Source organism: Streptomyces sp. NPDC002403 (assembly GCF_053593015.1).
Genome location: NZ_JBSFBQ010000023.1, coordinates 44,675 through 57,281, shown reverse-complemented (window position 1 = coordinate 57,281; position 12,607 = coordinate 44,675). Strand labels below are relative to the sequence as shown.

At 71.7% G+C, this 12,607-nt stretch carries 8 protein-coding genes; 1 reads left to right on the top strand and 7 read right to left on the bottom strand.

All coding sequences use genetic code 11. The annotated features are described in order from the left end of the window. Positions 1 to 175: 175 nt before the first annotated feature. Entirely contained in the window at positions 176 to 1,591 is a 1,416-nt protein-coding gene (gene proS, locus ACWCPY_RS24050) for a proline--tRNA ligase (protein WP_451268095.1), read from the bottom strand. A gap of 239 nt (positions 1,592 to 1,830) precedes the next feature. Here proS and ACWCPY_RS24045 point away from each other — a divergent pair, with 239 nt between their 5' ends. Further along, complete coding sequence (locus ACWCPY_RS24045; protein ID WP_451268093.1) at positions 1,831 to 2,691, top strand: class I SAM-dependent methyltransferase; 861 nt, start codon at positions 1,831 to 1,833, stop codon at positions 2,689 to 2,691. 16 nt (positions 2,692 to 2,707) lie between these two features. Here the strand turns inward: ACWCPY_RS24045 and ftsH are convergent, their stop codons facing one another. The 6 genes from ftsH to nsdA all read right to left on the bottom strand — a co-directional run bounded on the left by ftsH (position 2,708) and on the right by nsdA (position 12,505). Further along, positions 2,708 to 4,621: an ATP-dependent zinc metalloprotease FtsH gene (gene ftsH, locus ACWCPY_RS24040; protein ID WP_451268091.1), complete on the bottom strand. Its 1,914-nt coding sequence runs from the start codon at positions 4,619 to 4,621 to the stop codon at positions 2,708 to 2,710. A 210-nt stretch (positions 4,622 to 4,831) separates the two neighbouring features. Beyond that, positions 4,832 to 6,379 carry a signal recognition particle protein gene (gene ffh, locus ACWCPY_RS24035; protein WP_403778469.1) on the bottom strand — a complete coding sequence of 516 codons (1,548 nt, stop codon included), beginning with the start codon at positions 6,377 to 6,379 and terminating at the stop codon, positions 4,832 to 4,834. Between the two features lie 113 nt (positions 6,380 to 6,492). Continuing rightward, positions 6,493 to 8,949, bottom strand: a complete 2,457-nt coding sequence (locus ACWCPY_RS24030; protein ID WP_451268089.1) for a [protein-PII] uridylyltransferase — start codon at positions 8,947 to 8,949, stop codon at positions 6,493 to 6,495. 29 nt (positions 8,950 to 8,978) lie between these two features. Next, positions 8,979 to 9,317: a P-II family nitrogen regulator gene (locus tag ACWCPY_RS24025; protein ID WP_451268087.1), complete on the bottom strand. Its 339-nt coding sequence runs from the start codon at positions 9,315 to 9,317 to the stop codon at positions 8,979 to 8,981. Beyond that, a complete protein-coding gene (locus ACWCPY_RS24020; protein ID WP_451268085.1) occupies positions 9,314 to 10,660 on the bottom strand; it encodes an ammonium transporter in 1,347 nt (448 codons plus the stop codon). Before ACWCPY_RS24020 ends, ACWCPY_RS24025 begins: the two co-directional genes overlap by 4 nt. Positions 10,661 to 11,029: 369 nt before the next feature. Next, a complete protein-coding gene (gene nsdA / locus ACWCPY_RS24015) occupies positions 11,030 to 12,505 on the bottom strand; it encodes a transcriptional repressor NsdA (RefSeq protein ID WP_451268083.1) in 1,476 nt (491 codons plus the stop codon). Positions 12,506 to 12,607 lie beyond the last annotated feature (102 nt).

Genomic DNA, 12,607 nt, shown 5'->3' with positions numbered 1-12,607 from the left:
GTTCCGATTCCGGGCCATCCCAAATATTTTGCACGTACCAGTCAGTTGCCCTTGATGCGTCCCGACGAGGGCGGGTGCGCAGAACTGCGGAGAAGCCTCACAGCTCGCACCAAGGTGGTACGTAGTGACGTGTACGCCGGGCGCGTAGGCAGCCACCGTACGCCGGGGCAGGGCATCAGTAGGCGCGTGCCACCAGGGCGACAGTACCGGGCTCGTCGTCCGAGTCGGGCACCGACCCGTCCCCGGCGACCAGGCACCGTACGGACACCCCGTGTTCCGCGAGCCGGGCCTCCCCCGCCGGGCCGAGCGCCGACCAGGCGATACGGGCCCAGCCGCCCGCGACCGCCGCCTCCACGGCCTCCTCCGCGGTCGCGACCTCGCTGGTGGCCGACTCGCGCCGGCTCCGGGACTCCCGCAGCAGCGCCGCCTGGTCCTCCTCCAGGACCGCCGGGAGCAACTCGGGCAGGGCCTCGGCCGGGACCGGCTCCTTCCCGCCGGGAACGCGCCGGGCCAGCATCGCGGTGCCGTCCGCCAGGTCGCGCGGGCCGATCTCGATCCGCACCGGTACGCCCTTCAGCTCCCAGTCGACCGCACGGCGGCCGAACGGGGTGTCGGTGCGGTCGTCGACCTCGGTGCGGATCCCCGCCGCGCGCAGCCGCCCCGCGAGGGACCGGACCGCGCCCAGCACGGCCTCGTCCTCCCTGACCGCGAGGACGACGGCCTGGACGGGCGCGAGCCGCGGCGGCACCCGGAGCCCGTGGTCGTCGCCGTGGGCCATGATCAGCCCGCCGACCATCCGGGTCGAGGAACCCCACGAGGTCTGCCGGACCAGCTCCTGCCTGCCCTCCCTGGAGAGGTAGCTGGTGTGGAAGGCCCTGGCGAAGTTGGTGCCGAGTTCGTGGCTCGTACCCATCTGCAGGGCCTTGCCGTCCCGCATCATCGCTTCGAGCGTGAGCGTGTTGACGGCCCCGGCGAACCGCTCGGCCGGGGTCTTGCGGCCGAGGACCACGTCGATGCCGAGCACATCGACCATGAAGTCGGCGTACACCTCGCGGTGGATGTACGCGGCGAATTCCCGGGCCTCCTCATCGGTGGCATGGGCGGTGTGGCCCTCCTGCCAGAGGAATTCCGTCGTACGGAGGAAGACCCGCGGGCGCATCTCCCAGCGCACGACGTTCGCCCACTGGTTGATCAGGAGCGGCAGATCGCGGTAGCTCTGCACCCATTTCGAGAAGTATTCGTTGATGATCGTTTCGGAGGTCGGCCGTACCACCACGGGCTCTTCGAGCTCCTTCCCGCCGGCGTGGGTGACCGTCGCGAGCTCCGGTGCGAAGCCCTCGACGTGCTCGGCCTCGCGTGTCAGGTAAGACTGGGGGATGAAGAGCGGGAAGTAGGCGTTGCGGGCGCCGGCCTTTTTGATCCGGGCATCCATCTCCTGCTGCATCCGCTCCCACAGGCTGTATCCGTACGGCCGGATAACCATGGTGCCGCGCACCGGGCCGTTGTCCGCGAGTTCGGCCTTGTTGATCAGATCCTGGTACCAGCGGGGAAAGTCCTCGGCCTGGGGCGTGAGAACGGGTGCCTTTGCCATGGCGCGCATCGTACGGCGACACGGCCCACCGCACGGGGCGACGGGCCCCGGGCCCACGGGCCTTGCCCACGGACGCACCACCGCCACACGCAACCATTGCCATCGGACCCCTGGACGCGGCAGCGGATGCGCAGTTCTCTGACATACGGGGGAAGCGGGGGCGGAACACGCGGGGGGAGCAACCACTCGGGCACTACCGACCGGACACGGCCGATCTTCGGCGGATTGGGGCGCTTTCCATGACACCAACGCTCGTCCGGCACCACAGCCACACGGAGACGTCCACCCGAACGGACCCCGGAGACCGCGCCCGGGACTGGGCAGAGATCCAGGAGCGGATGCTGGCACCGCTGTACGAGGCCGTGTACGAGCGGCTCGAAGTGGGAACCGGCACCAGGCTGCTCTCCCTCGGCTGCGGCTCCGGTCTCGCGCTGCTGATCGCAGCCGCCCGCGGGGCGCGCGTCACCGGAGTGGACACCGATCCCGAACGGCTGGCGCTCGCCCGGGCCCGGCTGCTGCCCGATGCCGGGAGCGATGCCGGGCCCCGGGCCGGGCACCCGAGGCTGCTGGCGGGCGATCCGTCGGCGGCCCGCCCGGCCGACGGAGCGCCGTACACCCTGATCACCGCGTTCACCCCGATCGGCTGCTCCTGCGACGACGGCGAGGAGCTGGTGGCCGCGCTGCGGTCCGCCATGCCGCTGGCCGCGCGGGGCAGCACCGTGGTGCTCACCGGCTGGGGTCCGCCGGAGCGCTGTGCGACGGCGCCCGTGCTGCGGGTGGCGGGGCGGCTGTCCGACCGGGACCGGGCCGCGCGCACCGGCGGCTGGCGGCCGTCGGGCCGGGACGACCTGGAGGAGCTGGCCTTCCGGGCCGGCCTGAATCCCGACGGCTCGGGCCGGGTGGCCTGTCCGTTCGGGTACGCGGACACGGACAGCGCGGTGCGGGGGCTGCTCTCCACCCGGCTCTTCGACGCGGCGGTGCTGGCGACGGACCGGGCCCGGGTGGAGAAGGAGGTCGCGCAGGCCCTACATCCGCACCGGCGCCGGGACGGCACGATCTGGATGCCGAACGTCTTCCGCTATCTCGTGTGCACCACCTGAGCGACCGCGGCGTCAGCTACTTGGACAGGCGGGTGATGCCGGCCGCCCGGTAGGCCTCGGCCTCGTCCAGCGTCTCGTTGGCCAGGAGCGCGGCGGACAACGAGTCCAGCCGGTCCCGGTTCTCGCGCAGGAGCCGGCAGGCCACCTCGTAGCACTCGTCGACGATCCGCCGCATCTCGCCGTCCACCGCGTCGAGCGTGGCGGGGGCCGCCGAGAGTCCGTACGCCTGCTGGGCGTCGCCCGGGATCGCCGTCAGCCTGCCCACCTTGTGGCTCATGCCCCAGCGGCCGACCATGCCCCGGGCCAGGTTGGTGACCTGTTCCAGATCGCTCTCGGCGCCGGTGGTGATCACGCCGAAGACCACCTGTTCGGCCGCCATGCCACCGAGCGCCCCGACGATCCGGCCGCGCAGGTACTCCTCGGTGTACGCGTACTTGTCGGCGTCCGGCGTCGAGAGCGTGACGCCCAGGGCGCGGCCGCGCGGCACGATGGTGACCTTGCGGACCGGGTCGGCACCGGGCTGGACCATGCCGAGCAGGGCGTGGCCGCTCTCGTGGTACGCGGTCCGGCGGCGTTCCTCGTCGGACATGACCAGTGAGCGTTCCGCCCCGAGCTGGACCTTCTCCAGCGCGTCCGAGAAGTCGGGCTGGGTGACCTCGGACTGCTGACGCTTGACGGCCAGGAGCGCGGCCTCGTTGGCCAGGTTGGCCAGATCCGCGCCGGTCATCCCGGGGGTCGTTCCGGCCACCTGGGCCAGGTTCACATCGTCGGCCAGCGGGATCTGCCGGGTGTGGATCTCCAGGATCGCCTCCCGGCCGCTCCGGTCCGGCGGGCTGACCTGGACGATCCGGTCGAAGCGGCCGGGCCGGGTGAGCGCGGGGTCGAGCACGTCGGCGCGGTTGGTGGCGGCGAGCACGACGACGCCCTCCGAACCGGAGAACCCGTCCATCTCGGTGAGGATCTGGTTGAGCGTCTGTTCGCGCTCGTCGTGGCCGCCCATGCCGGAGCCGCCGCCGCGGGCCCGGCCGATGGTGTCGATCTCGTCGATGAAGACGATGGCGGGGGCGACCTTGCGCGCCTCCGCGAAGAGTTCCCGGACCCGGCTCGCGCCGACGCCCACGATCATCTCGATGAACTCGGAGGCCGACGCAGAGAAGAACGGCACTCCGGCCTCCCCGGCGACGGCCCTCGCCAGCAGGGTCTTGCCGGTGCCGGGCGGTCCCGCGAGCAGCACCCCGCCGGGCATCCGGGCGCCCATCCTCCGGTACGCCTGCGGGTTCTTCAGGAAGTCCACGACGTCGTTGAGCTCGCCCTCGACCTCGTCGATCCCGGCCACGTCCTTGAAGGTGGTGCGCTTGGCGCCCTCCAGTTCGACGGGCTTGGGCGGGGCCTTGCGCCCGAAGCCGCCCATGCCGCCGCCCATGCCCCTGGACATCCGCCGGGCGATGAACACCCAGAGCACGACGAGGAGCAGCATGGGCGCGAGCGAGATCAGCAGGTTGGCGAGGAAGCTGCGCTGCTGGACGACCGGCTCGGCGGTGACCGTGACGTCGTCCTTGACCAGTTCGGCCCAGAGGTTGTCGTCCGCGAAGGCCGGCCGCTGGGTGACGAACTTGGTGTACTTCTCGTCGGTCCCCGGGACCTTCGCCTCCTTCTTGAGCTGCCCCTCGATGGCATCGCCCTTGGAGTAGATCTTGGAGACGTTGCCCGAGGTGACCTGCTTGCTGAACTCGGTGTACGCGATCGTCCGCTCCTGCTCCCCGTTGAAGAAGGAGAGCACCAGATTGGCGATCAGATAGACGGCAAGCGCGGTCAGCAGCAGTCCGCCCCAGCCTCCCGGCATCTTCCGGCCGGGCGTCGGGGGCGGCGGGGCGCCTTCGGAGCGCCAGGGCTGATCGGTCCGGTCGCGGGGAGGTACGGGGTTGGTCACGCGCGCTCCTCTGCCGACAGCCGTTGAAGCGACAGTAAGGGAGGAACGCGGACAAAGCCCTCCCAGAGTCTGCCGGATGGGCTCTTGGAGGGACGGCGTACGACAGCCGTGGCTGTGGCGGTCGTACGCCGAAGGGGGCGCCCGCCGGAAAGCGGGCGCCCCCTCGCGGAGGTCACCGGGCCGTCATGGCCCGTCGGGCATCGGGCCGGTTCAGCCCATGAACTTCTTGAACTCGTCCGGCAGCTCGAAGTTCTTGTCGTCCTGCGCCGGCAGGCCGAACGCGCCGCCCTGCGCCGCCTGCTCGCGACGGGCCGCCGCGGCCTGCTCCTCGGCCTTGCGCTTCATCGGGTTGCCGCTCTTGCGCTTGCCCTTGGCCTGCTTGACCTGCTTCTTCTGCCGACCGGGGCCACCGCCCATGCCCGGCATCCCGGGCATCCCCGGCATGCCGCCGCCCTGGGCCATCTTCGACATCATCTTGCGGGCTTCGAAGAACCGCTCCACCAGGTTCTTCACGGCGCTGACCTCGACGCCGGAGCCCTTGGCGATGCGGGCCCGGCGCGAGCCGTTGATGATCGTCGGCTCGGCGCGCTCCTTCGGGGTCATCGACTTGATGATCGCGGCGGTGCGGTCCACGTCGCGCTCGTCGATGTTGTTGATCTGGTCCTTGATCTGCCCCATGCCGGGCAGCATGCCGAGCAGCTTGGAGATGGAGCCCATCTTCCTGACCTGCTCCATCTGGGCCAGGAAGTCGTCGAGCGTGAAGTCCTTGCCCTTGCTGGACGCCAGCTTGGAGGCCATTTTGGCGGCCTCTTCCTGGCTGAAGGTCTTCTCCGCCTGCTCGATCAGGGTGAGCAGGTCACCCATGTCGAGGATGCGGGACGCCATGCGGTCGGGGTGGAAGGCGTCGAACTCGTCGAGCTTCTCACCGTTCGACGCGAACATGATCTGCTTGCCCGTGACATGGGCGATCGACAGGGCCGCACCACCGCGAGCGTCGCCGTCGAGCTTGGAGAGCACCACGCCGTCGAAGCCGACGCCGTCGCGGAAGGCCTCGGCGGTGTTGACCGCGTCCTGGCCGATCATCGCGTCGACGACGAAGAGGATCTCGTCGGGGCTGACGGCGTCGCGGATGTCCGCTGCCTGCTGCATCAGCTCCTGGTCGATACCGAGGCGGCCCGCGGTGTCGACGATCACGACGTCGAACTGCTTGGTACGGGCGTGCTCGATCGAGTCCTTGGCGACCTGGACCGGGTCACCGACCCCGTTGCCCGGCTCGGGCGCGTACACCGCGACACCGGCGCGGTCGGCGACGACGCTGAGCTGGTTGACGGCGTTGGGGCGCTGGAGGTCACAGGCGACGAGCAGCGGGGAGTGGCCCTGGCCCTTGAGCCAGAGGCCGAGCTTTCCGGCGAGGGTGGTCTTACCGGCACCCTGGAGACCGGCGAGCATGATCACGGTGGGCGGGTTCTTGGCGAACCGCAGCCGCCGGGTCTCGCCGCCGAGGATCCCGACGAGCTCCTCGTTGACGATCTTGACGACCTGCTGGGCCGGGTTCAGCGCCTGGGAGACCTCGGCGCCACGTGCCCGCTCCTTGACGTTGGCGATGAAGGCGCGGACGACGGGCAGCGCGACATCCGCTTCGAGCAGGGCGATACGGATCTCGCGAGCCGTGGCGTCGATGTCCGCCTCGGACAAGCGGCCCTTGCCCCTGAGGTTCTTGAAAGTCGCGGCAAGGCGGTCGGAGAGAGTATCGAACACGGCGCTCGTCGGTCCTCAGGGTCGGGGGCAAAGTGGATTCGGTACCCCAGGGTATCCGGCCCGGAAGAAACGATGGCCCCTGCCCGGGAAATCCCGGGCAGGGGCCACACGCCTCACGCCCGCAGCGCCGCCTCCACCGCGTCCGCCACGACGAGCGCCCGCTCCTCGGACAGCGGCTTCCCCTCCGTGTCCGTGACGTAGAAGGCGTCCACCGCGTTCGCGCCCAGGGTCGACACATGCGCGCTGCGCACCCGTACCCCGCTGTTCTCCAGTGCCCGGCCGATCCGGTGCAGCAGTCCCGGGGCATCCTGGGCCCGCACCTCGATCACGGTGGCCAGCCGGGAGCCGGCCGCCGCGACGGTCACCCTCGGCGGCGGGGCCTTCACTCCGCGGCGGCGCGGATAGGCGGCCTCGCGTTCGGCGAGCCGGGCCCGGATGTCCAGGGAGCCGTCCAGGGCGCGTACGAGGTCGGCGCGGAGCCGGGCGGCCTGCGGCAGCGAGCCGTACTCGGCGGCCACCCGCCAGCTGAGCAGCAGCAGGTCCGCGCTCTCGCCCAGCTCGGTGGGGAGCTCCACGGCGCGCAGGTCGGCGGCGCGCACGGTGAGGCGGTGCAGGGCGAGGACACCGGCCGCCGCGGGCAGCACGCCGGGCCGGTCGGGCAGGGCGATCCGGAGCTCCACGCCGACGGGTTCCGGCTCGCCGTCCTCGTTCGGGGCCTCGCTCCGGGTGTGCAGGGCGAGTACGGGTCCGCCGGTGCGCAGGGCCTCGACGGCGAGACGTTCCTGTTCGGCGCCGGGTGCGGCGGGTTCCGGTTCCTCCGGGGCCCGGCCGGCGAGCACGGCGGCGGCCCGCCCCACGAGGTCGGCGACGAGGGAGGCGCGCCAGGCCGACCAGGCGGCGGGCCCGGTGGCGAGGGCGTCGGCCTCGGTGAGTGCGTGCAGGAGCTCCAGGGTGGTGGTGCTCCGGACCGCGTCGGCGACCGAGCGGACGGTCGCCGGGTCGTCGAGGTCGCGCCGGGTGGCGGTCTCGACGAGCAGCAGGTGGTGGCGTACGAGGGTGGCGATGACGCCCACGTCGTGCTGGTCGAAGCCGATCCGGGCGGCCATGTCCCGGGCGATGACCTCACCGGCCGCGGAGTGGTCGCCGGGCCAGCCCTTGCCGATGTCGTGCAGGAGGGCGGCGACGAGGAGGAGGTCGGGGCGGTGGACGCGGCGGGTGAGGGCGGAGGCGCGGACGGCCGCTTCGACGAGGTGGCGGTCGACGGTCCAGGTGTGGACGGGGTTGCGCTGGGGACGGCAGTGGACGCGTTCCCAGTCCGGGAGCAGCCGGGTGATCAGCCCTTCGGCTTCGAGCGCCTCCCAGACGGGGACGGTGGCCTCGCCCGCGCCGAGGAGGGTGACGAGTTCCTCGCGGGCCTCGGCGGGCCAGGGCACCGGGAGCGGGCGCGCGGCGGTCGCGAGCCGGCGTACGACGTGGCGGGAGAGCGGGAGCTCGGCCTGGGCGGCCGCGGCGGCGGCGCGGAGCACGAGCACGGGGTCGCGTTCGGGGCGGGCGGTGCGGGCGAGGACCACTTCGCCGTCGGCCTCGACGACGCCCTCGGCGAGCGGGGTGCGTTCCGGCGCGGCCCCCCGGCCGCCTCCCAGCATGGCCCGCAGCCGGGGGCGCACGGAGCGGGCGCGCAGCACGCGGTCGACCTCGCGCCAGGTGACGTCGGTGGCGTACGAGATGGTGCGGGCGGCCTCGTAGACCTGGCGGAGCAGGGCGTCGGCGTCGAGCAGGCCGAGCTCGGTGGCGACCTGGTCCTGTTCCTGGAGGGCGAGGCGGTCGGTGGCGCGGCCGGTGGTCAGGTGGAGGGCGTCGCGGGCGTCGAGCAGGACACGGCGGGCTTCGGCGAGCCCTTCGCGGGGGGCGTCGGCGACCCAGGACGCGGCGACGGCGCGCAGGGCGGTGGCGTCCCGCAGTCCGCCGCGGGCCTCCTTGAGGTCGGGTTCGAGGAGGAACCTCAACTCGCCCTGGCGTTCGGCGCGTTCGCGGCAGAGCTCATGGAGTGCCGGCAGGCGCTTGGCGGCCTGGTTGCGCCAGTCGGCGAGGATCGCGGTGCGCATCGCGGCGACGAGTCCGAGGTCCCCGGCGACGGGCCGGGCGTCGAGCAGTCCGAGCTGGACCTTGAGGTCCTCGCCGGCCGTCCTGCGGGCCTCGGCGGGGGTGCGTACGGAGTGGTCGAGGGCGAGGCCGAGGTCCCAGACCGGGTACCAGACGCGGTCGGCGAGGGCGGCGACGGCCGCGGGGTCGGCGTTCCCGTCGTGCAGGAGCAGCAGGTCGAGGTCGCTGCGCGGGGAGAGTTCGCCGCGTCCGTAGCCGCCGACGGCGACGAGGGCGGCGCCGTGGACGCCCGTCCGTCCGCCGGCGGCGGTGAACAGCGCGGTGAGCCAGTCGTCGGTGAGTGCCGCGAGGGCCGCGCGGCGCGGCGGCCCGGACCGCGCCTTCTCCTGGAGGAGGCGCAGCCGGGCCGCCGCGTAGCCGCCGGGTTGCGAGTCTGCGGATTCGGTGGTCGTTCCGGTGCTCGTCACCCGGCTGCCTTTCGTCTCGGGAGCGTCGGTCAGAGTGCGTCCGGGCCGCGTTCGCCGGTCCGTACCCGGACCGCGGTGTCGACCGGCACGCTCCAGACCTTGCCGTCACCGATCTTGCCGGTGCGGGCGGCCTTCACGACGACATCGATGAGCTGTTCGGAGTCCTCGTCCTCGACCAGGACCTCGATACGGATCTTGGGTACGAGGTCGACGGTGTACTCGGCACCCCGGTAGACCTCGGTGTGGCCGCGCTGGCGTCCGTATCCGCTGGCTTCCGTGACCGTGAGGCCCTGGACGCCGAAGGTCTGGAGGGCTTCCTTGATCTCGTCCAGCCGGTGCGGCTTCACGACTGCGGTGATGAGCTTCATGCGTCCACCTTCTTCGTCTTCGCTGCTGCCGTGCTGCCCGGGGTCGTGTTGCGCGGGGCCGCGCCGCCGCCCGCTCCGCTGAAGTCGTACGCGGTCTCGGCGTGCTGGACCTGGTCGATGCCGGAGATCTCGTCGTCCTCGGGGACCCGCATCCCGATCGTCCGGTCCAGCAGGAAGGCCAGGACCGCGGAGACGACCAGAGAGTACGCGAGCACGGCGAAGACGCCGACGGCCTGCTTGCCGAGCTGTTCGAGACCGCCGCCGTAGAGGAGTCCCTTGGCGTCGGACTGGACGCCGCCGGTGGCGAAGAGGCCGACGAGGAGGGAGCCGGCGATGCCGCCGACGAGGTGGACGCCGACCACGTCCAGCGAGTCGTCGTAGCCGAACCGGTACTTCAGGCCGACGGCCATGGCGCAGAGCACACCGGCGATCGCGCCGACCGCGATGGCGCCGAGCGGGCTGACCGCGCCGCCGGACGGGGTGATGGCGACGAGTCCCGCGACCGCGCCGGAGGCCGCGCCGAGGGTGGTGAAGGAGCCGTGGCGGAGCTTCTCGTAGCCGAGCCAGGCGAGCATCGCGGCGGCGGTGGCGACCTGGGTGTTGACGAACATCACCGCGCCGACGCCGTCGTCGTTGCCGAGCCACGAGCCGGCGTTGAAGCCGAACCAGCCGAACCAGAGCAGACCGGCGCCGAGCATGACGAGCGGCAGGCTGTGCGGCCTCATCGGGTCCTTCTTGAAGCCGACGCGCTTGCCGATGACGAGGATCACGCCGAGCGCCGCCGCACCGGCGTTGATGTGGACGGCGGTACCGCCCGCGAAGTCGATGACCCCCATCTCGTACAGCCAGCCGCCCGCGCCCCAGACCCAGTGGGCGACGGGGAAGTAGACGACGGTGACCCAGAGCGTGATGAACAGGGCCCAGGAGGTGAACTTGACCCGGTCGGCGAGGGCGCCGCTGATCAGGGCCGGGGTGAGCACGGCGAACATCAGCTGGAAGACGGCGAAGACGTAGACCGGGATGGTGTAGCCGTCCCAGAGCTGGGTGACGCCGATCCCGCTGAGGCCGAGGTAGTCCGAGCTCCAGCCGAAGACGGAGCCGATGTCGGTGCCGAAGGCGAGGCTGAATCCGTAGAGCACCCACAGGACCGTGACGATCCCGAGGCTGATGAAGCTCATCATCAGCATGTTGAGGGTGCTCTTGACGCGGACCATGCCTCCGTAGAAGAAGGCCAGGGCGGGGGTCATGAGCATCACCAGGGCGGAGCAGATGAGCATGAACCCGGTGTTGGCGGCAGACAGGGTCGGGGTGTCTGCGGCAAGCGTCGTGATGCCTGGGGGCATCGGCGTCTCCTCGTCGTCGGTGCGGCCGCGTGCGGGCGATTGGGAGCGGCACCACGTGCGGGACCACTGGGGAAAAGGTGCGGGCCGGTTATGGCCACGAGATTCACCCAGCGCGGTTTCCGCCGATGCCGCACGGTGTTTCACGGCGGTGACGAAGAGGTCGGGTGTGTTACGCCGCCATGAACCGCCGGTGGCGCGACCGGTGCCGGGCCCACCCCGCGGCCGGGGCCGCATACGGTGCGGTTACGACTCTTGCGTACGGGCACGGCAACGCGAACCGGCCACGCCGACCACCCGCTGACCTGGCAGTTGGGGGAGCCGAAGTCGGTCTGTGCGGGGTGGTCGCCGTGGCCGGGGGCCGGGGGCTGCTCAGATCGCTTCCGCGGTCTCCGGCAGCTGCTCGGTGAGGAGATCGGTGAGCCTGGCGACTTCGGCGATGTCCCCGAAGTCCCTGGCAGCGGTGTCGACGGTCTTGCGGAGCCGGGTGTTGACGCGCTCGGAGCGGACCCTCCTGGCGACGCGCAGGGCCTGCTCGGCCAGGATCGTGGACTGTTCGGGCTCGCGCTTGAGGAGGTGGACGGTGGCGAGGCCGATCAGATTGAGCGCGTACGACCGCTGGTGCTCGTCGTCCTCGCCGAACAGCTGGACGGCCTTCTCCATCAGGGGCTCGGCGAGCGTGGCGTACGTGGGGCTGCGGCCCGCCACATAGGCGAGGTCGCGGAAGGAGTGGGAGTTCTCGCCGTTGAGCTCGGCCTCCGAGAAGAAGCGGATCCAGTCGGGCTCGGGCTCCCCGTCGATCCCCACGTCGAGGAAGGTGTCCTCGGCCATCCGGACGGCTCGCTTGCACTTGCTGGGCTGGCCCATGTTGGCGTACGCGCGGGCCTCCATCGCATACAGCATGGCCTGGGTGCGGGCGGTGGCGCAGTCCCGGCTGCCGTACTGCGCGAGATGGATCAGTTCGAGGGCGTCGTCGGGCCGTCCGAGGTGGATCATCTGGCGGCTCATGCTGGACAGGATGTACGAGCCCAGCGGTTTGTCGCCGGCCTCCTTGGCGGCGTGGAGCGCGAGGACGAAGTACTTCTGGGCGGTGGGCTGGAGGCCGACGTCGTAACTCATCCAGCCCGCCAGCTCGGCCAGCTCGGCGGCGCACCGGAAGAGCCGCTTGGCGGTGCCCTCCGGCTGCGGCTCCTGCAGCAGGTCGGTGACCTCGTGGAGCTGTCCGACGACGGCCTTGCGGCGCAGCCCGCCGCCGCACTGCGCGTCCCACTGGCGGAACATCGCGGTGGTGGACTCCAGCAGATCGAGCTCGGGGCCGGAGAGCCGGGAGGGGCGGCGGGCCGCCGCCGCGGGTTCCGGTTCCGCCGGGCCGGCGGTGGAGACGGGCACCAGCCAGCGCTGCATGGGCTCGATGAGCGCGGGTCCGGCGGCCAGGGCGAGCGAGGAGCCGAGGAATCCCCGGCGGGCGAGCATCAGGTCGCTGCGGGAGAACTCACTGAGCAGGGCGACGGTCTGCGGGCCGGCCCAGGGCAGGTCGACACCGGCCACGGACGGCGACTGGTGCGCGGAGCGCAGTCCGAGGTCCTCCACGGCGACGACGGCACCGAAGCGCTCCGAGAAGAGCTCGGAGAGGATGCGCGGGATCGGCTCGCGCGGCTGCTCGCCGTCGAGCCAGCGCCGCACCCGGGAGGTGTCGGTGCTGATGTGGTGGGCGCCCATCTGGCGCGCCCGGCGGTTCACCTGGCGGGCGAGCTCGCCCTTCGACCAGCCGCTTCGCACGAACCATGAGCTCAATTGCCCGTTGGGGCGCTTGCCGGCATTCGAATCGCCTGCGCCGCTGCCACTCACTGGAACGCCCCCATCCCGCTGAATACCTGTCGCGCGAACCATTACCAGAATGCCCTGAGCCGATGCCGCCCATGCGGCGGGTGCGCACCATCGAACAGGAAA

What these genes read in the sequence shown, in the direction of transcription:
- proS (WP_451268095.1), bottom strand. Translation starts at nt 1,591, where the DNA reads ATGGCAAAGGCACCCGTTCTCACGCCCCAGGCCGAGGACTTTCCCCGC.
- ACWCPY_RS24045 (WP_451268093.1), top strand. Translation starts at nt 1,831, where the DNA reads ATGACACCAACGCTCGTCCGGCACCACAGCCACACGGAGACGTCCACC.
- ACWCPY_RS24025 (WP_451268087.1), bottom strand. Translation starts at nt 9,317, where the DNA reads ATGAAGCTCATCACCGCAGTCGTGAAGCCGCACCGGCTGGACGAGATC.
- ACWCPY_RS24020 (WP_451268085.1), bottom strand. Translation starts at nt 10,660, where the DNA reads ATGCCCCCAGGCATCACGACGCTTGCCGCAGACACCCCGACCCTGTCT.